Source organism: Nonomuraea mesophila (assembly GCF_004352805.1).
GTDB classification, from domain to species: Bacteria; Actinomycetota; Actinomycetes; order Streptosporangiales; family Streptosporangiaceae; genus Nonomuraea; species Nonomuraea longispora.
Genome location: NZ_SMLD01000034.1, coordinates 35216 through 57194, shown reverse-complemented (window position 1 = coordinate 57194; position 21979 = coordinate 35216). Strand labels below are relative to the sequence as shown.

General features: G+C 67.2%; 24 protein-coding genes and 1 pseudogene. 9 read left to right on the top strand and 16 right to left on the bottom strand.

Annotation, left to right across the window (positions count from 1 at the left end):
- Nucleotides 1-55 precede the first annotated feature (55 nt).
- From E1295_RS51845 to E1295_RS15795, 3 genes are all read right to left on the bottom strand, one after another.
- Nucleotides 56-292 carry a tyrosine-type recombinase/integrase gene (locus tag E1295_RS51845; RefSeq protein ID WP_281284748.1) on the bottom strand — a complete coding sequence of 79 codons (237 nt, stop codon included), beginning with the start codon at nucleotides 290-292 and terminating at the stop codon, nucleotides 56-58.
- Nucleotides 289-933: a site-specific integrase gene (locus tag E1295_RS15800; protein WP_281284749.1), complete on the bottom strand. Its 645-nt coding sequence runs from the start codon at nucleotides 931-933 to the stop codon at nucleotides 289-291. The genes E1295_RS51845 and E1295_RS15800 overlap by 4 nt, the downstream gene beginning before the upstream one ends.
- A gap of 326 nt (nucleotides 934-1259) precedes the next feature.
- Nucleotides 1260-1952: a hypothetical protein gene (locus E1295_RS15795; RefSeq protein WP_132631029.1), complete on the bottom strand. Its 693-nt coding sequence runs from the start codon at nucleotides 1950-1952 to the stop codon at nucleotides 1260-1262.
- Nucleotides 1953-3529: 1577 nt separating this feature from the next.
- On the opposite strand from E1295_RS15795, the gene E1295_RS15790 reads away from it, so the two are divergent.
- Nucleotides 3530-3796, top strand: coding sequence for a winged helix-turn-helix domain-containing protein (locus E1295_RS15790; protein ID WP_132631028.1), 267 nt, complete (start codon nucleotides 3530-3532; stop codon nucleotides 3794-3796).
- A 124-nt stretch (nucleotides 3797-3920) separates the two neighbouring features.
- Here E1295_RS15790 and E1295_RS15785 read toward each other — a convergent pair whose 3' ends face one another.
- The gene (locus E1295_RS15785) at nucleotides 3921-4241 is read right to left on the bottom strand and encodes a hypothetical protein (RefSeq protein WP_132631027.1); all 321 of its coding nucleotides are present in this window, start codon (nucleotides 4239-4241) and stop codon (nucleotides 3921-3923) included.
- Nucleotides 4242-4302: 61 nt separating this feature from the next.
- Between E1295_RS15785 and E1295_RS15780 the strand changes: the two genes are divergently transcribed.
- On the top strand, nucleotides 4303-5586 hold the full coding sequence (locus E1295_RS15780; protein ID WP_166427247.1) for a helix-turn-helix domain-containing protein: 1284 nt from the start codon (nucleotides 4303-4305) through the stop codon (nucleotides 5584-5586).
- A gap of 222 nt (nucleotides 5587-5808) precedes the next feature.
- Here the strand turns inward: E1295_RS15780 and E1295_RS15775 are convergent, their stop codons facing one another.
- Nucleotides 5809-6246, bottom strand: a complete 438-nt coding sequence (locus E1295_RS15775) for an SMI1/KNR4 family protein (RefSeq protein WP_132631025.1) — start codon at nucleotides 6244-6246, stop codon at nucleotides 5809-5811.
- Between the two features lie 32 nt (nucleotides 6247-6278).
- Nucleotides 6279-6878 (bottom strand): TetR/AcrR family transcriptional regulator C-terminal domain-containing protein, encoded by a 600-nt coding sequence (locus E1295_RS15770; protein ID WP_132631024.1) that lies wholly within the window; start codon nucleotides 6876-6878, stop codon nucleotides 6279-6281.
- A gap of 91 nt (nucleotides 6879-6969) precedes the next feature.
- On the opposite strand from E1295_RS15770, the gene E1295_RS15765 reads away from it, so the two are divergent.
- Both E1295_RS15765 and E1295_RS15760 read left to right on the top strand, forming a co-directional pair.
- On the top strand, nucleotides 6970-7647 hold the full coding sequence (locus E1295_RS15765; RefSeq protein WP_132631023.1) for a DUF998 domain-containing protein: 678 nt from the start codon (nucleotides 6970-6972) through the stop codon (nucleotides 7645-7647).
- Nucleotides 7648-7749: 102 nt separating this feature from the next.
- Nucleotides 7750-8211 (top strand): GNAT family N-acetyltransferase, encoded by a 462-nt coding sequence (locus E1295_RS15760; protein ID WP_246080065.1) that lies wholly within the window; start codon nucleotides 7750-7752, stop codon nucleotides 8209-8211.
- Nucleotides 8212-8269: 58 nt separating this feature from the next.
- Here the strand turns inward: E1295_RS15760 and E1295_RS15755 are convergent, their stop codons facing one another.
- Nucleotides 8270-8848: a GAF domain-containing protein gene (locus tag E1295_RS15755; RefSeq protein ID WP_132631021.1), complete on the bottom strand. Its 579-nt coding sequence runs from the start codon at nucleotides 8846-8848 to the stop codon at nucleotides 8270-8272.
- A gap of 306 nt (nucleotides 8849-9154) precedes the next feature.
- On the opposite strand from E1295_RS15755, the gene E1295_RS15750 reads away from it, so the two are divergent.
- Genes E1295_RS15750 through E1295_RS15735 form a run of 4 tightly spaced genes read left to right on the top strand, consistent with a single transcriptional unit; the run spans nucleotide 9155 to nucleotide 12289 of the window.
- Nucleotides 9155-10897 (top strand): sensor histidine kinase, encoded by a 1743-nt coding sequence (locus E1295_RS15750; protein ID WP_132631020.1) that lies wholly within the window; start codon nucleotides 9155-9157, stop codon nucleotides 10895-10897.
- Between the two features lie 30 nt (nucleotides 10898-10927).
- Complete coding sequence (locus tag E1295_RS15745; RefSeq protein WP_246080064.1) at nucleotides 10928-11359, top strand: roadblock/LC7 domain-containing protein; 432 nt, start codon at nucleotides 10928-10930, stop codon at nucleotides 11357-11359.
- Between the two features lie 2 nt (nucleotides 11360-11361).
- Complete coding sequence (locus tag E1295_RS15740) at nucleotides 11362-11727, top strand: DUF742 domain-containing protein (RefSeq protein WP_220448734.1); 366 nt, start codon at nucleotides 11362-11364, stop codon at nucleotides 11725-11727.
- Entirely contained in the window at nucleotides 11708-12289 is a 582-nt protein-coding gene (locus E1295_RS15735; protein ID WP_132631017.1) for a GTP-binding protein, read from the top strand. Before E1295_RS15740 ends, E1295_RS15735 begins: the two co-directional genes overlap by 20 nt.
- Nucleotides 12290-12391: 102 nt before the next feature.
- On the opposite strand, the gene E1295_RS15730 is transcribed toward E1295_RS15735, so the two are convergent.
- The 4 genes from E1295_RS15730 to E1295_RS15715 all read right to left on the bottom strand — a co-directional run bounded on the left by E1295_RS15730 (nucleotide 12392) and on the right by E1295_RS15715 (nucleotide 16857).
- The gene (locus E1295_RS15730; protein ID WP_132631016.1) at nucleotides 12392-13408 is read right to left on the bottom strand and encodes a DUF4331 family protein; all 1017 of its coding nucleotides are present in this window, start codon (nucleotides 13406-13408) and stop codon (nucleotides 12392-12394) included.
- A gap of 24 nt (nucleotides 13409-13432) precedes the next feature.
- Entirely contained in the window at nucleotides 13433-13858 is a 426-nt protein-coding gene (locus tag E1295_RS15725; protein ID WP_132631015.1) for an ATP-binding protein, read from the bottom strand.
- 164 nt (nucleotides 13859-14022) lie between these two features.
- Complete coding sequence (locus tag E1295_RS15720; RefSeq protein ID WP_132631014.1) at nucleotides 14023-15882, bottom strand: helix-turn-helix domain-containing protein; 1860 nt, start codon at nucleotides 15880-15882, stop codon at nucleotides 14023-14025.
- A 189-nt stretch (nucleotides 15883-16071) separates the two neighbouring features.
- Nucleotides 16072-16857 (bottom strand): SDR family NAD(P)-dependent oxidoreductase, encoded by a 786-nt coding sequence (locus E1295_RS15715; protein WP_132631013.1) that lies wholly within the window; start codon nucleotides 16855-16857, stop codon nucleotides 16072-16074.
- Between the two features lie 86 nt (nucleotides 16858-16943).
- Between E1295_RS15715 and E1295_RS15710 the strand changes: the two genes are divergently transcribed.
- Nucleotides 16944-17783: a helix-turn-helix transcriptional regulator gene (locus E1295_RS15710; protein ID WP_132631012.1), complete on the top strand. Its 840-nt coding sequence runs from the start codon at nucleotides 16944-16946 to the stop codon at nucleotides 17781-17783.
- 27 nt (nucleotides 17784-17810) lie between these two features.
- Here the strand turns inward: E1295_RS15710 and E1295_RS15705 are convergent.
- The 5 genes and pseudogenes from E1295_RS15705 to E1295_RS15685 all read right to left on the bottom strand — a co-directional run.
- Nucleotides 17811-18473: pseudogene (locus E1295_RS15705) on the bottom strand (class I SAM-dependent methyltransferase); the annotation flags it as partial.
- Nucleotides 18474-18701: 228 nt separating this feature from the next.
- The gene (locus tag E1295_RS15700; protein WP_132631011.1) at nucleotides 18702-19685 is read right to left on the bottom strand and encodes an arginase family protein; all 984 of its coding nucleotides are present in this window, start codon (nucleotides 19683-19685) and stop codon (nucleotides 18702-18704) included.
- A 32-nt stretch (nucleotides 19686-19717) separates the two neighbouring features.
- Entirely contained in the window at nucleotides 19718-20359 is a 642-nt protein-coding gene (locus tag E1295_RS15695; protein WP_132631010.1) for an amino acid ABC transporter permease, read from the bottom strand.
- Between the two features lie 2 nt (nucleotides 20360-20361).
- Complete coding sequence (locus E1295_RS15690) at nucleotides 20362-21117, bottom strand: amino acid ABC transporter permease (protein ID WP_132631009.1); 756 nt, start codon at nucleotides 21115-21117, stop codon at nucleotides 20362-20364.
- A 3-nt stretch (nucleotides 21118-21120) separates the two neighbouring features.
- Nucleotides 21121-21978, bottom strand: coding sequence for a transporter substrate-binding domain-containing protein (locus E1295_RS15685; protein WP_166427245.1), 858 nt, complete (start codon nucleotides 21976-21978; stop codon nucleotides 21121-21123).
- Nucleotide 21979: the final 1 nt, after the last annotated feature.

Genomic DNA, 21979 nt, shown 5'->3' with positions numbered 1-21979 from the left:
GCAAGCAGCGCCTCAATCGGTTTCCGGATTGAGGCGCTGACGGAGCGAGCGAACGCTATTTGGGCGCGTCCCCGAGCTTTTGGAGTGCGTTGCGTGTGTCATCGAGTGATGCGTGGGCGTAGATGGTCATGGTCACCTCGATGTCGACGATGTCGCGGACGACCTGGGGCGGCACGCCGAGGTTGAGCGGGAGTGTCACGCAGGTGTGGCGGAGGTCGTGGAACCTCATGTCGCCGAGGCCGGCGGCCTTCTGGATCGCTCCCCAACTGCGCCGTAGGTTGTCGGGCTTCATCGGAGTGCCGCCGCGTGAGGGGAGACGAGACCGTGTTCCGTCCACTCCTCCCAGCGATCGGAGCGTTCGGCGAACTGCTTCCTCCGGTGTTCCCGCAGGGCCTCCGCGTAGATGGGTGGCAGCGGAACGGTTCGCTCCGAGTCAGAGGTCTTGGGGCGGATGAACTGGAGGCGCCCCGCAACCCGCTGGAGGCTCTGAATCACCTCCAGCTTGCCGGCCTCAAGGTCCACGTCCGTCCAGCGGAGCTCGAGGAGTTCCCCACGGCGCAGGCCGAGGCAGAGCGCCAGGACGTACAGCGCGTAGAGGCGGTGGTCCCGAGCGGCTTTGAGGACGGCACGGGTCTGTGGGGCGGTCAGGCCGCGTTGACCTTGTACTTGGGCACGGGGACCTTGACGAGCTTGGCGACAGCTGTCCCGCCCGGCGCAAGGACCGACGAAGTCGGTCAGCGGCAGCCGATCGCCCCAGCCCTGTCCGGCGAGCACCGAGCATCGAGGTGCCGGTGCAATGGGGATCTCCGTGGCCGAAGGGCCAGCGTGCGGGTGCGTACAATTGTGCAGCCGCTGCCACTCCTTCGACGCGAGCTGGGGCCCTGGCGAGGAGATAGCCTTATTCCGCAACGGCTCGCGAGGCGAATACTCCATCGTCTTCTCCACGGCGGGCGTGTGTACACCTGCGGCTTGGCCAACGAGGCGGTCGTCGGCCCGTAGGGTCACGACGGCTCGTGGCTAGGGATACTCGACTCCATCCCCGGAAAAAGATCGTTCTCCACTGCGTACAGGACCCCGGTTTCTGCGACGAGGACGGCATACCTGTCGTGACCGCTTGCCTGTGGCGCGCAGGCGAGTGATGGCTGCTTCGAGGTTGACGCTGATCCGTGGAAACGAAGGGCGCAGTGCAGCATCGGGTATGATTAGCGCATAAAAAGTAGCCTCTGTCCGTATCGGACAGAGGCTCCATGCTTTCGACCCTAGCGCTCGGGGAATCTACGGCTGGCTCGAAGAAGATCATCAACCATACCGGAGTCGAGGATCCGGGATAGTTTGTCAGCTGCGCTTTCTAGGCCAGAAAAGTGCACAGGATCCCATCTGGAAAGCCTCCTGGAAGCCCTGTCTAGAGTCTCGATTAGATCTGGGTCCAGTGCGCGACGTCCTTTGGAGTAAACCTCGGCTAGTTCGTCGATGACGCTGCGGAGAGCCATAGCGGCCCCTCGATCGGTCTTCTCTAGGCGTGTTAGGGCGGAGATTAACTTGTCGTCACGAGCCTTAAGGCCCTCCGCGACGATCTGCTTCAGGCCGCTGGGTGTAACTTCACGTAGACGTTTGAGTGCTTCAGCGGGACTAGCTTCTCGCTGCTCCTTCCATCGGTGAAGTGTCTCCACTGAATAGTCTTGGGGGCGCTCCTTGTCTATGCGGAGATGGTGAGGCTCGCACAGGAAGATGAGATTTTTGATATCGCGGCGATCATCGTCATTCATCGTCTTATCAAATCTTGGACCGTTCGGGTACGCAGCTCGAATATGGCTGATGAACCCGATGATGTAGTACTTGCCCTCGTCTTCCCGCAGGACAGGCTCGGGGCAGCCGGGGTAGTAGCACAGTCCGCCGCTGAGATGCGCAAGAGCGGATTTGGTGCCTTGGGTGTAGTCGCGAGGGCCTGGCATCTGTTCCTCCTTGAAAGGTTATGAGGAGGATAAACAACCAAACGACAAGATCGTACTATACCGGCGTTAAGGTAACAAGAAGCTTACTCGAATGCTACAGCACCAGACACATTCAGGCGGGCTGACTTGTCGCCTATGTGAGTCATGCACACAACTGAGAGTCCCTACTTGCGGGCACCCGTAAGTGACGTTTTCTCAGCGATGTCCGCAGAGGTTGTGTACGCGGCTTAGCGATCACGGTGGTTGATCCGCTTCATGCTTCTCAGCTTGAACGCTGATGCCGTCAACTCGTGGGGATGGCACTCAAGAAGATGTGATCTTGCTAACGGAAGGGCTAACACCGTCCCTAGATATGAATGGACACCTATGGAAAGTGATCAGGAGTGAGACGCCTTCGAACAGGTCTTTCTGACATCTGTGGACACTGCTGGACGATCTCGGTCTTACTACGGATCAGAAGGTTACGGGTTCGACTCCTGTCGGCCGCGCTCCAGCTCAAAGGCCCTCCTGGAAACATCCTGGAGGGTCTTTTTAGTGCCGTACAGCAGCGTTGTTCAGCAACGCCGCCGAGCTTAACCGTCTGATTCGGTAGTCAGACACTCATTCAGCCGGTCGAGCGCCTTGCGGGTCTCGGGGCTTGGGACCTGGGTGTACACGTCCATGGTCATAGAGATCTGGTAGTGGCGCAGTATCCGTATGGCCACACGCGGATGGATGTCGAGGGCGGCCAGAAGTGAGGTGCAGGTGTGCCGGGTGTCGTGCACACGGATCCGAGGAACGCCCGCTCTGCGACAGTGGCTCTGAACGCCCGGTTGAAGTTGCGGGGCTCGATCGGTGTGCCCGTTCGGGTGGTGAACGTCAGGTCCGAGGTCTTCCGCCCGTCGCCGGCCATCTTCCGCGCCTTCTTGAACGCGCTGACGATGCCTGAGTGCCGTAACGCACGGACCGAATGTGACCCGATGTGTGGGAGCGGGGAGATCCGGCGCGTCGTTACTTCGCCTGCCCGTTCATGAGCCGTCGCCATAGCGACTCGGCTTCGCTGACCCGCACCCTCGGGCTTTCCGAGACGACCCACGGGACGACGGTCCGATCGTGCCGCCGAATGAACCCTTGCCCGCCGGTCTGGCAGTACTCGAAGACCACCGGCAAGCATTCACAGGTGTAGTTCCGGACACGGGCGGGACCTGGATGCCGCTCGACCTGCGTCCACCTCACCAGCACCGGGTCCGGAAGAGGTGTGGCGGGATGCGTACCGTGGAAGTCGTAGTCGTCTGCCACAGCGCTCACCGTCCTTCGTGACGAGCGATCACCAACGACGCACCAGGGGCGTCGGAGGTGACAGTGACCGATGAACAGGCGTTGGCGAGCGAGGAGCCATCTCCAGTCGCAGTGCGCTCGCACGGTGCGGCAGGCCGGAGTGCAGCTACGAAGCCCCACCCGGAGGGGCCCTGGACCTCGCTCACCAACGCCATACCTCCAAGCTAGCAAGCCTGTAAGCCCCTGTCTATTCCACGCAGCTCCATGAAGCTCCACGATCCAGTGTGAAGGGCCATGAAACGCCCTTCTACTCTCATGCTGTGGCCAGATATGTCGAGCACACACGCACCTGGGAGTACGACGAAGACCGCTCCCGCTGGGAGCAGATCCTCGAAGTCCTGAACACGCGCATCGACTCGGGCGAGTGGGGCCCCAAGTACAAGATCTCCGAAGTCAAGCTCATGGAAGAGTTCGGAGTCGCCCGCCCCACCATACGCAAGGCCATGGAACGCCTCAGAAACGCCGGCAAGGTCTACACCGTCCCCAACCTAGGCAGCTTCGTGAAGACCGGCAGCGAGACCGAATAGAGCAGAGAACGCCGACGACCTCAGGAGAGAGCCGCCGCCGGACCTTCTCGATGTCGTTGGGTGAGTCGTCGGCCACTTGCGGCGCGTTCTTCCCGCCGTCGTGCGGGGGCGGCGGGCCGGGGGCTTATAGGACCGGGCGTACGGTGTGCAGCAGTGCGGTCTGCCAGGCCAGGGTGGCGGCGAGCGCGATCGCGTCCTCCCGCCGGATCATCCGCGAGACTCCGGCCGCAACCAGCTCCGGCGTGACCGGCTGGCGCAGTTCGGCGATCCACCAGAGCACCCCCGATGGGTCGCCCTGGTGGCCGATATCCCACGCCGGGTAGGTGTTGCGCAGCGCGGACAGCTGGCGTCCCCGCAAGTCGAGCAGGAGCGCCGCCTGCGCCACGACACGACGGGCGTTCTGGTCGGCGGCTTCAACGAGGGCGTGTAGCTCGGCGTACGTCATCGGGTGTCTCCGAGTGCTGTCGCTGGTCGAGGTGACGCGGTTACGGTGAAGCATGTTCCGGGTGACGCTCGTCACACGAGGGGTTGCCTGGACGGGGCAACAGGCAACCATGGCCTTTGGGGAGCAGCTGCGACACTGGCGTGAGCGGCGCAAGGTGTCGCTGTCGGTACTCGCGCAGGCCACCCACTACTCCAAGGGCTACCTGAGCCGAGTTGAGCGGCGGCAACGCAGTCCGGAACGGCTGCTCGCCGAGCTCGCCGATGACGTCCTCGGAGCCGACGGAAGGCTCATCCAATCGTGGGTGAGCGAATTCGGGCCGCAGCCTATGCTGGGGGCAAGCGCAGGAGGTGAGGCAACGAAACGGCGCACGTTCCTCAAGAGCGCGAGCACGGCGCTGGTCGCGGGCGGCCTGGCCGAGCTGGACCGAAACACCGATGCGGTCGCGCGGTTGCGTGATGCGCTCGTCCCGAACGCTCCCGCCGAGTCGGCCGGGATGGCGTTGCCGCAGTTCTCTCGTGCCATGACCCGGGCGCGCCGAGACTTCACCGCGGCCCGATACGCTGGCCTGGCCGACGATCTCGCCGAGCTGATCCCCATTGCCCGCACCGCCACCGAACCGGCCGGGCAGACGCTGGCCGCCCAGGTGTACCACCTTGCCGCCCGGACCCTCATCAAGCTGTCCGCCCCGCCATACGCTTGGGTGGCCGCCCATCAGGGCGAGCAGGCAGCCACCGCCAGCGCCGACCTGAGGGCGATCGCCGAGGCCCGCCGGGATATGGTCAGCCTGTTCCACCGCGCCGCCGACTACGGCAAGGCCCGCGACCTCACCGCCCGCGCCGCCGACATGTTGCAGACGCAGCTGGCAGGCGCGGCACCTCAGGCGTGGGGCGCGTACGGGGCGCTCATGTCCACCGGCGCCATCGCGGCCGCGCGGATGGAGGACCGGCACAGCGCGCTCGCCATGCTGGAGGAGGCGACGAACGCGGCGGCCAAGGCTCCCGCGCTGGTGCTTTCGGCCGGCCACGTGGTCACGTATCGGATCGGAGTGTCCATCGTGCTCGGGGACGCCGGGATGGCGATCGAACACGCCCGTAGCATCTCGCCCGACGACATCCCGACGGTGGAGCGGCGGGCCTCGTACTACACGGGCGTGGCTGAGGCGTACACGCTGTGGGGAAAGACTGATCGGGCGGTTCGCGCGCTGCTCGTCGCGGAGAAGATCGCGCCCGCCGAAGTGCGGCGGTCGGGCCCGCGCCGGGTCATCGAGGACCTGTTGCATCGGGACCTGCACAGCAACCTGTCGGGGCTCAGGGCGCTCGCCCGGCGTGCTTCCGTCGCTCTGTAGTCCTCGCGCGTACGGCTGCGCGTGGGCTGCGCACGCCGCGCTTTTACCTTGGCCTGAGGGAGCCACGGGTCAAGGAAGCTCGGGCCGGTCCCTCATCTCGTACCGCTGCCGCTCGTCGTACGGGCCGATCACGTCCGCCTCGGACAGCCGCTTCATCTGCTTCTAAAACCACGACCGCGAGATGCCGGGCGGGCGCCGGGCCGAGGCTGCTGGACTACACGGTCACCTGTACCACTCGTCACCGTCCGAGCCGGCCCGACGCTCCAGATAATCCTTCAGCGACCCAGCAACCCTCTTACGATCATCAGTCTCGTGATCCCACACGAACACATCGTCACGCGCTACCGGGACCCGGACATACGCGAACTGATCTCCGCCGCCGTTGTCCCCCACGAACATGAGCTGGTCGAAAGACATGTAAAGCCGCGCGAAGTCGGCGCTGCGCCGAAACGCCTCGTTCTCCTCGATGATCTGCTGCACGGACCACACCAGCCCAGATCCGTACTCATCCTGGACCCCGTTGGTGCCTCGCAGAAAATCTCGTAATTCGACTGGCACTTCTTGACCCAAGCGCCGCTGAATCTGATCGATTTCTTCATCGGAAGCAGGCGTAGCGAACTGCGCACCGTCGTACAGCCGACCGATCAGATCACTCCACATGACAGAACCTCACCGTCTACGGCAAATAGTGATCATGATAGGCGGGCCTCGATGCCGTCGAGAAGGAGGATGAGCCCGTCCTCGAAGGCGGCGGATCCATCCGGCGGACCGCCGTCGCGGATGGCGGCCAGGAGCGTGGGGGTCTCCCGGGCTTGGTCAAGGTCGCCTGGTGGGGGCTCGTCCCGCTGGTGGCGTGCCTGTTCCTCCAGGACGAAGCCGGTGATGTAGGAGCCGAGTGTGGTGATGGCGCGCATCGCCTGTACGGGGCTGAAGCCCTGGAGCACCAGCGCGTGGAGCTCCCGATCGAACGTGGCGGCGATGTCGGGGCCCGGGCTGGTTCCCGCTATGAGGCGGGCGCCGTCGCGATGGGACAGCAGGATGTCGCGGCGCTCCCGGGCCCGGCGGGCGAGCCAGTCGCGCCACTTCTCGCCCTCGCGCGGCGGCCCGAGATCCTGGCGCGCCTGAATGTGGCGGGCCAGCTCGTCGAGGAGTTCCTGCTTGTTGCGGAAGTGCCAGTAGAGGGCAGGGGACTTGACCTGTAGCCGGGCGGCCAGCCGGCGCGTCGTGAGCTCGTCGAGCCCGACCTCCTCCAGCAGCTCCAGCGCTGCGCTGATGATCGTCGTTCGATTCACGTCGTGTCTCGGTCTCCTGCCGCATTTGACTCCTTATCAACGATAAGGCATCGTGGCGTCGCCAACGATTTATCAGCGATAAGGAGAAGGTGTGCCGCACACGCGTTCCACCCGGCTTCTGCTGGGCTGCGGCCTGGTCGTCTCGGTGCTGTTCGTGGGGGTGATCCTCGTTGAGGGCGCGATCCGACCTGGGTACGAGCCCCTGCACCGCTTCGGCAGCGAGCTCTCCCTGGGCGAGCGAGGATGGGTGCAGATCGCCAACTTCGTCGTCAGCGGGCTGCTCGTCCTCGGGTTCGCCCTCGGTCTACGGCGCGTGATGCGCGACGGGCGCGGATCGACGGCCGCCCCCGTACTCGCGGCCGTCTTCGGGATGTGCCTGATCGTGGGCGGCGTCTTCGTCACCGACCCCAAGCCCGGCTATCCCGTGGGCAGCACCGGAACGACCGAGCCGACGGTGCACGGCCTGATCCATGACGGCAATCCCATTCCGTTCTACCTGTCACTGATCGCGCTCATGTGCGTGATGACCTGGCGCTTCGCGGCCGAGACCGGGGGGCGGCCCTGGATGTGGTTCTGCGTCGCCACCGTGATCGCGGTGCCGGTGACCTTCGTGATTGCCGCTGGTCTGTACGACGCCGAGAGCCAGACCGGGACGTACCACGGGCTCTGGCAGCGCATCAACCTGGCCATCAGCCTGGGCTGGTTCGGGGTGATCGCGGCGGTGTCCCTGCGCGGGGCGTGTCAAAGGCGGATGACGCCCTGTACGTAGCTCGCTCACTATGCACAGGAGGGTGTAATAGGCCCCTGCGCGGGCATGTGGGTCTGCCGTTCCCGCCGAAAGACGCCCGGGTCGCACGGCAGGATGGGCGTCATGTTGGAGATCAACTTACTGACCGAGTCCGACCGCGACCGCTGGGAGTGGCTGGCTCGGGGCAAGGACACGTACTTCGAGGTCGAACGCAGCGACGACGACTACGAACGGACCTGGAGGCGTCTGCTCGACGACGAGCATGTGCGCGGGATCGGCGCCGGGCTGGACGGCGGGATGGTCGGCATCGCGCACTACGTGTTCCACGCCGGGATCTGGTCCGCCGGGAGATGTTACCTGGCGGACCTGTTCGTGGACGCGGAGGTCCGGCGGCGGGGTGTCGCGACGGCGGTGATGGAGTGGGTGGCGCGCGACGCCGAGGAGCACGGCTTCCCCAGCCTCTACTGGAACACGGTGGAGGACGCCCCGGCTCGCCGGCTGTACGACAAGGTGGGCAGGTTCCACCAGGGGCTCATCCTGTACACCTACCGGCGGAACCCGAGCCGGGCCTCCGCCCGGCGCTGAGGAGCGGTCCAGGACGAAGTGATCGCGACGTTGGCCCGCCGGCTCTAGAACGCCGGCTCTAGAACGCTGCCTCGTCTCGGCGGAATCCGGGGCTGTGCGGCAGACGGGCCCGCTGGTGGATTCTCTCCACCAGTTCCGCGGCCCGGGCCTTGATGAACGCGACCCCCTCCGTGCCCCAGTCGTGGGGCTTGGTGTCCACAACGCAGATGGTGCCCAGGGTCTCCGTCCCGTCGATCAACGGGGCGCCCAGGTAGGCGCGGATCCCGATCTCGTCGACGACCGGATTGTTGGCGAACAGGTGATAATCCATCACTTCGTCCAACGCCATCGCGTGTTTCCTCGTCACCACGTACATGCAGTAGCCGTGGTCGCAGGCCATGGTCCGGAACGGATCCGTTTCGGGGTCAACGTTCCGGTCCAGCGAGGAAGGGTACAGACCGGCGAAATACTGCCGTTCGGGGCCAATGATGTTGACCATGGAGAAGGGTGCGTCAAGCTCTAGGGCCAGGGCCTTGGCGAACTCGTCGAACTCAGGGTCAGGCTCCTCCCGGATGCCCAGTTCCTCCAGCCGGGCGGCGCGGCGGTGCGCGTCCTCGTCTATGGGAGTCACTAGGCGAAAGGTGGAGGGAAGACTCATCACAGGCTCCTGTCTGCTTATCCGGCCGTTCCTATCTGGGAGTGCGGCCATCCGCTCGGAGGATAGCAAGGTGGTGACAAGCGGGCAGAGGCCAGCAAATCGGTCTGTCAAGCTCCGCGGCTTCGGGGGACGGCCCCCGGCACGCCGTGCGGTCGAGGCCACGTCGTGGCAGTTGGCAGCGCCGCATTGCAGCGGAGCCCCGGCGCTCAAGACCGTAACAGACGTACGCCACGTCACCTCATATCCCGAATGAACCGATAGTGTGCCCCTGACTCGTTATGGTGACCGTTGTCCCTCCGATCACCCGTGTACCAAGGACACTTGATGTCTGCGCCTTCCCTGCCTTCCACCGCCCCCGAACGCCAAGATGCCGGAGGCCGTGGCAGACCACGCGGTCGCGGCAAACGTCGTCCGCTCAACGTTCGCGCGTTTCACCTGTGGGCATCCGTTCTGCCAGCGGCTTTGATGGCCGCACTCGGCCTGGGCGCGGTGGCGGTGCTGATCCTGACGAGTCCTTCGACGCCACAGGCCTGGTCGACACTGGCGGTCATGGTGGGGGGAATGGTGGCCATCATGTGTGTCGCCATCGTCGCGGCGGACAAGGCCGCACAGCGGGAGCACCAGATTTCTGACCGTTCTGCCGCCCGTTTCAGAGAAGTCGAGACACGACTCGCGAGCCTGGGGTTCCTGATTTCTCGCGGACGGCAGGAGTTGCAACGCCTGGCAGAGCGGATCGCCGCCGGCGAGGTTCCCGCGCGACGCGGCGTCGACTTCCAGCCCATGGCGACCGGCGGCTCCTTCACGCAGCTTGAGGCCGAGGTCCAGGAGGCCCAGAACGAGGCCTGGAACGCGGTCATCACCGCGGCCAGCCGGAGAACGAACAACCGTCCCGCGCACCAGCCCGTCGAGGTCTTCGTCAACCTCGCTCTGCGCATGCAGTCACTGTCACACCGGGCGATGCGGGGACTCGACGAGTTGGAGAACCAGGTCGAGGATCCGGAGCTGCTCAAGGGGCTGTTCAGGGTCGATCATCTCAGTACGCGCCTGCGCCGGCAGGCCGAGAGCCTCGCCGTGATCGGCGGAGCCGTGCCGAGGCGCCAGTGGAGCAAGCCGGTCGCCACGTACGAGATCCTGCGCTCGGCCATCGCCGAGGTCGAGTACTTCAGCCGCGTCAAAGTGGTGCCGCCGGTCGAGGGCGCTGTGGACGGCGCCGCGGCCGCGGACATCATCCATCTGCTCGCCGAACTGGTCGAGAACGCCACCAAGTTCTCGCCGCCGCACACGCAGGTGCTTCTTCACGCGGAGACCGTGACCGCCGGCCTGGCCATCGAGATCGAGGACCGTGGCCTCGGCATGACGCGGGACACCCAGCGCCGGCTGAACGACATTCTCGCCGCTCCGGAACGTACGGACATCGACGAACTGGTGCAGGACGGCCGTATCGGACTGCTCGTGGTGTCCGCCCTCTCGCGCCGGCACAAGATCGTGGTCAAGGTGCAGACCAACATCTACGGCGGCACCCAGACCATCGTGGTGATCCCGAACGAGTTGCTCAATGTGGAGACCCAGGAGCCCGTCTCACGGCAGCCGGCCTCGGCCGAGCCGTCCGACCGCGCGCCCGCGGCACCGCCGGCACCGGCGCCCGCGGTGCCGCCGTCGCCAGGGGCCAGTGCCCCGGGCTCGCTCTTCTCCCCGAAGTCCTCCGCCGCCTCCCGACAGGAGGCCGCGGTGCCCGGCCCCGGCGCCCGCCCTGACGTCCCGCCGGAGACCCGCCGGAAGCAGAGCGCCGGCCAGAGCGCCGGCCCGCCCGCCCGGCACGTGGAGAAGCGGCCCGACGCCGGCCCTCCGCGAGGTGCCGGCCAACGCCCCGAACTGCCGAGGCGTCGCCCTCAGACGAACATGGCGCCCGGGCTTCGCAACGCTCCCGCGCAACTGGACGACGATACGGATCTCAACCTCGATCACGGGCTGATGGCGTCATTCACGAACGGGATGCGCAGTGGCCAGGACGAGGACACGAGAGACGAGACCGGACACTCCAGTTTGTAGATCACCACCCGTTCGAGAAGGAGGATCCTGTTGAGTCCAGTCCCGTCCAACAAGAACCCAGACCTTGCCTGGCTGCTCAAAGGCTTAGCTCAGGAGGTCCCTGCCATACGTGGCAGCGTGCTGTTGTCCTCCGACGGACTGGTGAAAGCCGCCCACGGTCTCGACCGCGACAGTTCCGAATATCTCGCAGCCCTCGCGTCCGGCCTTTTCTCCATGGCACGGAGCGCCAGCGACAAATTCGACGGCGCGAGCGAGGTCCGGCAGGTGGTGACCGAACTCAAGTCGAGCCGGCTGTTCCTCGCGTGGGCCGGCCACAATTCGGTCATCGCGGTGCTGGCCGGCGGTGACGCCGACCCGGGTGTCGTGGGTTTCGAGATGGCCCGGCTGATCAAGGCCGTCCGTCCCTTCCTGCACACCGCGCCCCGCCCGTCGGCGACAGGTTCCGGCGACAGGAACCGATGAACATGGCCGGTGACGACGAAGTATGGCTTGACGACGAAGCAGGTCCCCTGATTCGCCCCTACACGGTCAACGCTGGGCGCACCCGCCCGACCGTGGAGATGGATCTGCTCTCGTTGGTGGTCACCACGGGCAAGCCGAGTCCGGACGTCGATCCGGAACACGTCAAGGTCATCGGCCTGTGTCAGACACCGCTCTCGGTCGTCGAGGTGGCGGCGCACCTTCGGCTTCCCGTGATGGTCACCAAGGTCCTCCTCGCGGACCTGGTTGACTGCGGAGCCGTCGTCGTCTGGGAAACGTCCACTTCGTCCAGCCACGTCACCGACCGAGTTCTCCTGGAGAAGTTGCTCGATGGTCTACAGCGAATCTGAGATGCCGGCCATCCAGGTGAAAATTCTGATCGCCGGTGGATTCGGCGTCGGAAAGACGACCTTCGTGGGCTCGACGAGTGAGATCGAGCCGCTGAACACCGAAGAGCTGATCACTGCGGCCAGCATGGGCATCGACAACCTCAGCAAGACGGCGGACAAGTCCACGACCACGGTCGCCTTCGACTTCGGCCGGCTCACCATCCCGCAGCACAACATCGTGCTCTATCTGTTCGGGACCCCCGGGCAGGAGCGTTTCTGGTTCATGTGGGACGAGTTGTCGGCAGGCGCGCTCGGCGCCATTGTCCTGGCGGACACCCGGCGGCTTCAGGAGAGTTTCGCCGCCATCGACTTCTTCGAGAGTCGCGGCATCCGGTTTCTGGTCGCGGTCAACGTGTTCGACGACGCGTTCGCCTACGAACCGGACGAGGTGCGAGCCGCGCTCGAACTCGACTCGCACGTGCCGATCGTCCTCTGCGACGCCCGTGACCGCCGCTCGGCGATGTCGGTGCTCCGAGGGCTGATCCAGTATCTCCTCGCCGCCGCGTCCGCTTATTCCGCCTGATACGCGACGGCCGGCGATCGGTTCCGGCACGCGCGGTGGCGTCCTTCGCCGGAACCGACCACTGGTCACGGCCTCACGGTCGATCGACGGCCGGGACGGGGCTCACGATTGTGGCAGGGGCTTGGAGAGGTACGGGAAGTCCGCGCGAAGCGTCCCCGTGGCCGAGCCGGGGTCGAGGCCCATGTCGAACGGCGTGTTGAGCACCAACTCGAACATGACTTCCGGCGTGCAGTCCGTCAGATTGCGGCCGTTGCGCCTGTCGACGGTGAACTCCGGCGCGGTGCCGAGCTCGTATCGCAAAATGTCGGGGAAAATCAGGTCGCGAACGTGGCGACCGTGGACGGCGGGGTCCGGGTGTGTGCCCATGGCGCCGACCACGTCCGCGGTCAGCTTCTCCACCAGGGCCCCGTAGATGGCGTGGTCCTGGACCGGCTGCGTGGTGTTGTACTCGCTGGAACGTTCGGTGTCGTCCGGGTTGAAGATGGTGTTGACCAGCGGCTGCGCGCACCGGTTGATCTGACGCCAGCCGCCGGCGTCGGTCGCCAGCACGCTGGTGCCCCAGAAGCCGATGGAGGCCGTCCCGAAGGCGGCGTCGGGAACCTCGAGCACAATGGCGCTGACGTTGGTGCCGCTGAAGACGTTCGCCGCGTTGCCGCGGTCCCAGCCTCCCAGGTCGGGCGGGGTGCCCGTGGCGACGGCCTTGACGACGGCCGTGACGACCGAGCCTTCGATGAAGAAGGGGTCCCCGGCCGGCCCGGCCCAGACGCGTACGCCGTCCTTGCCCGTGATCTCCTCCTCGGTCCACCCCGAGGCCACGGCCGTCCCGGCGGCGAAGCGGTCGCGCGCGTCCGGGCCGTCGAGCCGGCGAAGCTCGATCGCCTGCCTGCCGTCGGCTTCGCGGGCGCCGAAGGTGGCCCGGAAGGTGATGTCCTGGACCGCGTCGCCGTCCACATCGATGTTGAACTCGTACATCGCCTCGGGGTGGAAGCCGTCCGTCCCGGACAACGGGTTCACATTGATGACGAAGACGGTGCCCGAGGTTCCTCGGAAAAGATAGACATCGCTGATGTCAAGACGCTTGTCCTGACGGGCGAGTGGCGAGTCGAGATGGTGCGACATGAAGCTCCTTGAAAGGCCGATCATTTACCACGGGTTCGAGATCCGCTGGGTCCACCAGACGACCTTGCCGATTCCCGATACGGCCGCCCTGGAGCCCCAGTCCATTGCCAGGGCGTCCACAATGGCCAGCCCGCGATGGTGTTCGTCGTCGTGCGCGGCCGTGATCAACCGGGGCGGCCGGGGGTCGGGATCGGAGATCTCGAAGCGCAGCGTGTCCCGCGACAGGCTGATGCGAAGGCGAACGAGGCGCCCTCTGCGCAGCTCAGGGTGCACATGCCTGGCGGCGTTGGTGACCACTTCCGAGGTGATCAGTTTCGCTTCGTCAATGGTTTCCGCGAACACTCCCCAGAACGAAAGAGTGTTTTCCACCATGCGACGTACGGCGCTCGGCCTGAAGTCGTCCAGATGCCACTCGCAGGACGCCGTACGCGCCTTTGTCCGCTGGATCATCCGCCACCACTGAATTCGGGACACGCGATTGCTTGTTATGGCTCGACCGATGCTAGGGCTATCGGCGGCGGAGCTCCGGTTTCTTTCTGCACAGTGATGCGGTCGGCCGGTTTCAAGCTGCTGGGTCAACACCAGCCAAAGGCAATGTCAGGACGGCGCCCCCGTTACGACAGCCCGCCCGAGTCGAGGATACGGAAGGCGAGCACGGCGTCGTGCCGCGCCGAAGGACCATTGAGCAGGGACCGGGAGAGAATCCCTTCCACGCGGACCAGCCGCTTGCGCACGGCCGGCACGGTCAGCCCCAGCAGCGACGCGGTCGCGTCCAGCCGGGCATTGCTGCTCAGCCAGGTCCGCAACGTCTCGAGAAGACACGGGTCGCTGTCGTGCAGGGGGCTGAGGTACGACTCCGCCCAGTGGAACACCGCAGGAGTGCCGAGGAGCGCGTCCAGCGTCACCTCACCGGGTTCGTCGTCGCCGGGCCGCGCCGGCTGAGCGAGGAGGCGTAGCGCGAGCTGCGTCTCCGCCTGCACGGCGAGATCGTTCAGGTCACAACCCAGCAGCCGCTCGATATGGCGCAACCGGGCGGACAACGTGTTGCGGTGGATCTTCAGCTGGCGCGTCGCCGCGTTGAAGAAGGCGAGCCACGACGTGAGGGTCTCCTTCAGCTCCTCGGCGTCGGGATCCTGGGGGCGTTCGGGCCGGTGATCGAGCAGCCGGCGCAGCGACCCGGCCGCCCACCGGTGGCCACGGGCTCCCAGCAGCGACGCTATGTCCTCGCGTGACGTGTACGTCGCGCACCGCGCGTCGATCCCCTTGGCCACCGCGAGCGCGTGAAAGGCCTGCTGGTACCCGGCCGCGATGTCGCGCAGCGGCACGAGGCGTCCGGCCCCGGCGTAGCACCCGGGGTTGCCCGCGACCTGGGAACGCAACGCCTGGTCCAGCGGGTTGCCCGCCTCCTGCGAGTCGGCCGGGGCCAGGATGATGAGGTGCCCGATGTAGACGGGACAGGCCACGATCCAGGCCCGGCCCCCGGTGACCTCGGCGCACCTCCTGGCGTAGTCGGCTCTGCGGTTCGCCTGGCACTCCACGATGTAGACACGGGCGGGATCGGGAAGCTGCCCCGGCAGAGCTCCGGCGACCCGTTTCGCCGACTGGACCTGGCCGAGCATCAGCAGATGCAGGACCGCCTCGCGGCTGTGCGACTCGGCCAGCTCCACCTGGCGCGAGTGCCGGCCGAGCTCCTCCATCCGCCACCGCAACCACAGCAGGCCGGCGGCGTCGGACACCAGGCTCCGGGTGCGCGAGGAGAAGGGTTCGTCCCTGGCGACGATGAGAACCGGGTTCGGCTCCTGGCTGCCGATGGACATGATGTGGGCGACCTGCGTACCCAGGCTGATCGAGGCGGATCGGGTCTGCTTGGTGATGACGCGGCGGATGTCCTGTTCCGCTCGGGAGAAGAGCTCCTCCGAGGAACTGGGGTAGGCGTACAACGGCGAGCCGGAAGGGTCGACCAGCATCGCGTGCCCGGAGATCTGCCGGGCCAGCCACCGCAGGAGACGGCTCAGGCCGTCCGGCCGCAGCGCGATGCGCTGCATCGTCTTCAACTGATCGGTACGCTCGTGCAGCTCGCGCCGCTGTTCCCGGCGGATGACGGGGTGGATTCCGGCGCAGACGTGGGGCGCGTCGTCCACCGCGGTGAGCAGCGGAACGCCGTGCTCCCTGGCGGCCGGCAACGACGCGGACAGCACGTCGTCCTCGGCGGCTCCCGCGAGGACCACTCCGGCGGCGCCTCCCACGGCCGGCCAGTCGATGCCCGCCCCGGCCGGCAGGACGAGCAGCACGTCGTTCAGCGCGTGGATCGGCCTCCTGCCGCCCGCGCCCAGCCTCCCGGCTCCCGCGCCGACCGCCCACATTCCCTCGGCGACCGCCGCCACCGGCCTGCCGCCGTGCCGGACCGCGTCCTCAGGGTCCACGAACCGCAGGCCCAGGCCGGGCCGGCTCACCAGACCACTGAGAGTCGGCATGCGTGCTCCTCTCCGGCGCCGGCGGAGGGCCGGCTCGCGCGGTCACGGCCCGCACCGGGCAAAACCACACCCTTGTGCTTGATCACACAAAAGTAGCGCGCCAACCGCGAAGGGATACAGCGATGTGAGATGCCGTGTAATTCGGCGTTCACGTCGCGCTGAACCGGGCGCGGTCATCCCCGGCTCGTGTCAGGCGCCGGAGCCGCCGTCCACCGGTACGATCGCGCCCGTCACCATCGAGGCGCGGTCGCTGAGCAGCCACGCGGCCGCCTCGGCGACCTCGCGGGGTTCGGCCATCCGGCCGAGCGGGATCGCGGCCTTGGCCCGCTCGATGATGCCGGGGGTCGCCTCCTCCCACGCGTCCATCATCTGCGTGGCCGTGCCGCCGGGGGTGATGCCGTTGACCCGGATGCCGTCAGGGGCCCAGCTCACCGCGGCGGTCTCGGTGATGCTGTTGAGCGCGCGCTTCATCGCGCCGTACGCGGGCAGGGCGGGGTTCGCGCGGCGGCTGCCGATGCTCGACGTGTTGACGATCGCCCCGCCGCCGTCGCGGCGCATGAGTGCGGCCTCGGCGTTCATGGCGGTCCAGTGCGCGCGGAAGTTCACGGCGAACTGTTCGTCGATGTCCTCGTCGGCCGTCGTGTCGAGCGGGCCGGGCCGCTGCTGGATGGCCGCGCCGTTGTTGAAGGCGCCGTCGAGCCGGCCGTGCAGCTCGTCGACGCGCTCGACCGCCGCACGGATGCTCGCGCGGTCGGCGAGGTCCAGGGCGACGGCGTCCGCGACGCCGCCGCCGGCGCGGATCTCGGTGACGATGCGGTCGAGGGCGCCGGTGCCGCGGGAGGCGAGCACGACGGCGGCGCCCTCCCGTGCGAAGAGCCGGGCCGCGGCCGCCCCGATGCCGCGGCTGGCGCCGGTGATGAACACGACCTTGCCGGTGAGCAGGCCGATGGGCGCGAAGTCGGTGTCGTACGTCATGCCGACAGCTTCAGGCCGCTTCCGGGGCCGGATGCAGGCACAGGCAGTACCAGGATCCGTCGCCGCGCGGCGTGCAGACTGAAGGTATGGACAAGCAGGAGCTGGGGGCGTTCCTCCGCAGCCGCCGCGAGCGGCTCAGGCCGGAGGACGTCGGCCTTCCCTCGGGCTCGCGCCGCCGGACACCGGGGCTTCGCCGCGAGGAGGTGGCGGTCCTCGCGCACATCTCCACGGAGTATTACGCACGGCTGGAGCAGGGCCGGGCGCCGCGCCCGTCGAGCGAGGTGCTCGCCGGGATCGCACGGACGCTGCGGCTCACGGACGCCGAGTCCGACCACCTCCACATCCTCGCGGGCACCGCGCCGAGCCGTACGCGGCTGCACCGGCGCGACGTCCGCCCGAGCATCCTCGCGCTCCTCGAACGGCTGCCGCAGACCGCCGCTTTCGTGACGTCCGCCGCGTTCGAGGTGCTCGCGTGGAACGACCTGACGGCCGCGCTCATGGAGGACTTCGGGAAACTCGCGCCGGAGGAGCGCAACCTCGCGCGCCGGGCCTTCCTCGGGCCGGAGACGTTGTACGGGGTCTCCGACGCCACGGAGTTCCGGCACAGCGTGGTCATGGAGCTGCGGGCCACGCTCGCCCGCTATCCGTCGGACCCCATGGTGACGGGCCTGGTCGGCGAGCTCCGCGACGGCAGCCCTGAGTTCGCCCGGCTCTGGGAGCGGCACGACGTGCAGGCAGCGCCGATGCTCACGAAGACCTTCCACCACCCGGTGGTCGGGGAGGTCACCGTCGACTGCGACGCGCTCACGCTGACGGACCGCGACCAGCACCTCGTGATCTACAGCGCGCCGCCGGGATCTCCCGGGGCCGAGGCGCTGGCGCTGTTGAGCGTGCTCGGGGCCGAGGCCGGCGAATTCCTGGGCTAGCCAGGGCGCCCTCACGTGCGCAGGGGCTCAGGCGGGGAAGTCCAGGCGGTAGAAGACGGCCATCCGGCGCATGAACGGCAACCTTCGCGCCACCGCGACCAGCGCGCGGTAACCGGGCTTCAGCTTGTCGTGTCCGGGCAGGTCGAAGGCGCTCAGCGCGGTGACCGAGCGTAACCGGGGGTCGATCGCGCTGAGGTCGGCGGGGCCGTCCACGCCCCAGTGCAGGGTCGCGCCGGCGAGCCGGACCACCCGGTTGATCTTCTGCCAGCGGATGCCGCGCCGGCTGAACGCGTCGAAGACGAACGTCCCGGAGGGGAAGCGGTCGATGATCGCGCGGAACAGCGTGTGGCCCTCGTCCTCCGTGAGGTACATGGTCAGGCCCTCGGCAACGACCAGCACGGGCAGGTCGCCCTTCACCTGGTCGAGCCAGGTCAGGTCGGTGACGGACGAGGGGATCGCGGTGTGGTGCTCGCGTGCCGGGTAGAGGCGCTCGCGCAGGTCGATGACCTCGGGGAAGTCGACGTCGTACCAGTGCACGCCGGGGCCTGGGCCGACGCGGTGGGCGCGGGTGTCCATGCCGCACCCCAGGTGCAGCACGATCGCCGCAGGGTGGTCGGCGAGGAAGTCGCGGGTCCAGTCGTCCAGGTGCCTGGCACGCATGGCGACGGTACCGCGTCGCCGCGCTTCATGCCGACCTTGGTGAAGTCGGTGTCGATGGCGTGTACGGCTTCGAGTGCCATCCTGTCCCCCAGGATGGGGGCGGGCGACTCGGCGTCGACGGCCCGGCCGTACAGCGTGGCGAGCATGGTCGCCTTCTCACCACTCAGCTGCACTTTCTGCATGGACGTCACGCTACGCCTGTCAGGGGGAACGCGCCGCCGGGGACATGTCAGTCATGTCCCCGTACGGAGCGATATATCAGGACAGGCGGCCCTTGCGGCGCAGGTAGTCGGGGTTCTCGACGGCGCGGGCCATCGTCTCGATGGCCAGCTGGGCGCCGAGTTGCGAGGTGACGTTGGAGGCCACGTCCAGCATCGGGTTGATCTCCACGACGTCGAAGCCGACCAGCTCGTGCTCACGGACGATCGCGAAGATCGTCTGGCGGAGCTCCTCGTACGACATGCCGTCGGCCTCGGCGGAGGCGCACCCCGGCACGAGCGGCATGTCGAGCACGTCGATGTCCACGCTGACGTACACCTTCCTGCCCTTGGGCAGGGTCGCGAGCACGTCGTCGATGCCGGCCCTCCTGAAGCCCTTCATGGTGAACACGTCGTTGCCGTTGGCGCGGCTCTCGGCGAGGTCGTCCTGGGCGGCGCGCATGCCGCGGCTGCCGATCTGCACGATCTTCTCGACGTTCGGCAGCTTCCCGATCTTGAGCATGGGGCTGCCGTTGCCGTACTGGGCTCCGTGGATGAAGGGGCGGTAGTCGAGGTGCGCGTCGAAGTGCACGACGCAGATCGGCTCCTCGTAAGCGCGTACGACGCCGTAGGTGACCGAGTGCTCGCCGCCGAGGACGATGGGGACGGCTCCGGCCTCCAGGATCTGCGCGGTGCTGTGGGTGATGTTCTTGAAGGTCTGCTCGGGGTTGGAGTAGATGATGTCGACGTCGCCGCAGTCGACGATGCGCTCGTTGGCGGTTTCGTACTCGAGGTAGCGCCTGTCCTCCTCGATGTCGAAATATCCGGACCTGGCCTGCATGCGGCCGTAGCCGGCGTACCGTACGGACTGCTCCCGGATCGCCCGCGGTGCCATCCGCGCGCCCGGGTACCAGGGCGCGCCCTCGTCGTTGGGCACCCCCAGGATGGCCAGGTCGGCATCGAGCTGCGAGAGGTCACTCACGATGGGCGACCGCTGGAAGGTCGGGATGCCAACGAACGGAAGGTTGAGCCGTAGATCCGACATGATGCGTGATGTTCCTTCTGGTTGGTGGTGCGTCAGGCGTCCAGCCGCAGCTCAAGACGGCGAGCGAAGCGGCTGAGGCCGTAGTTGAGGACGAAGTAGCAGACGGCGGCGAAGCCGAGCACGGCGAACGGCTCGGTCAGCAGCCGGGAGTTGGTGACCTCGACCCGGTGGAAGAACTCGAAGACCCCGATGATCGAGACCAGCGAGGTGTCCTTGATCAGCTTGATGAACTCCGACACCAGGGCCGGAGCCATGCGGCGCAGCGCCTGGGGCAGCACCACGTCGCGCATCGTGCTCGCCTGGGACAGGCCGGAGGCGCGGGCGGCCTCCCACTGCCCGCTCGGCACGGACGCGATGCCCGCGTGCACGATCTCCGCCAGGTAGGCGCTGGTGAACACGCCAAGCGCGACCACGCCCGCCCAGAATGGGGTGAGGTCGAAGCCGAGGTCGGACAGGACGAAATAGCAGTAGAGGATGAAGACGATCAGCGGTGCGCTGCGGATGAGCTGGATGTAGCCGATCGCCGGCCACCGTACGAGCCGCGAGCGGGCCGAGCGCATCGCGCCCACCAGCACGCCGAGCACGGCGCTGAGCACGATGGCCAGCACCGCGAGCTTCGCGGTCTCCCAGAGCCCGGCCAGCATGAACGGGAGGTTGTCGATGATCGCACCCATGGTCACGACTCCAACGCCGGCGTCGGGGCCGCGGTTCTGGCGCCCGGCCGGATTCTGGTCAGCATGCCGCGGACGACGAGAGCCAGCAGCGCGGACTCGGCCAGGCAGATCACGACGAAGATGACGAGCGCGGCGGTGTACGCCTCGAACGCGGCGAAGGTGGCCGACTCGATCTGCTGGGCCTGGAAGACGACGTCGGTGACGCCGATGGCCATGACCACGGAGGTGTTCTTGGTGGCGCTGATGTACTGGTTGCCGATCGCGGGGAACGCCAGCGCGAACGCCTGCGGCAGCACCACCGCGCGCATCGCCGTCCAGTAGCCGAGGCCGCCGGCCCTGGCCGCTTCGAGTTGCCCTCTGGGCACCGACTGGATCCCGCTGCGCAGCGCCTCCGCGACGTACGCCGAGGTGTAGATGGTCAGGCCGAGCAGCCCGGCGAGGAACTGGTTGGAGTACACCAAGTTCAGCGGCGCGGCGGCGGCCCTGACGAGCTCCAGGCTGAACATGCCGAAGCTCCAGAAGACCAGTTGCACGAGCAGCGGCACGTTACGGAAGAACTCGACGTAGGCGGACAGCAGCCAGCGCAGCGGCGCGAGCGCGGGCGCGGTGGACACCCGGCCGAGCGCCACCAGCGTGCCCACCACCGTGGAGCCGATGATGGCGAGCACGGCGAGCTGCACGCTCACCCAGGCGCCGTGCAGCAGGAAACTCCTGCCGGGATCGTCGAGCACCACGCTCCAGCTGAGGTCGTCGAACATGGCTCACGACCCCGACGGAAGAACGCGGATCTTGTACGGCTCGGGCAGCACTTCGCCCCACCACTTGGCGTAGATGCGGTCGTAGGAGCCGTCCTCGGCCATGCTCATCAGCGCGGCGTTGACCTCGTCGCGCAGGGCGGCGTCACCCTGCCGGAACCCCATGGCGAGCGGTCCCTGGGCGATCCCCGGACTGACGATCTTGACCTTCACGCCCGCTTCGTCGGCGGCCGACTTCAGGCCGGTGAGGATGCCGACCGTGGTGGTGACGGCGTCGGCGTCGCCGCGCAGCAGCGACTGCAGGGCCGTGGGCCAGGACTGGAAGCTGAGGATCTTCGCGCCCGGCGCCTTCTCGCGCAGCACGCTCTCCTCCGTGGAGCCCTGGACCAGCGCGACGGTCTTGCCGTCGAGCTGGTCGACGCTGGTGATCTTGGAGTCGCCGCGCACCATCAGGCGCTGGTCGTCCTCGAAGTACGGCTCGGAGAAGTCGATCGCCTTGTCGCGCGCCCGAGTCGCGATCATGGTCGCGGTGATCACGTCGATCTTTCCGCTGTCCAGGTTGGCGACCCGGTTCTTCGGGTTGACCTCGACGAACTTCGGCCTGACCTTCAGCCGCTTGGCGACCTCCGTGACGAGGTCGATCTCGAAGCCCTCCGGCTCGGTTCTGCCCTGCCCGATCGACCCGAACGGCGGGGTGTCGAACTTGACCCCGAACACGATCTCCCCGCGTTTTCTGATCTTTTCGAGCGAGTTGACCCCGGTGCCGCCTTTGGTTCCCGCCACCGGGGCCAGCCCCGCTCGGGGGCGGTCGCCGCAGGCGGTGAGCAACAGCAGCGCGAGCGCCAGGCACACGACCCGTTTCATC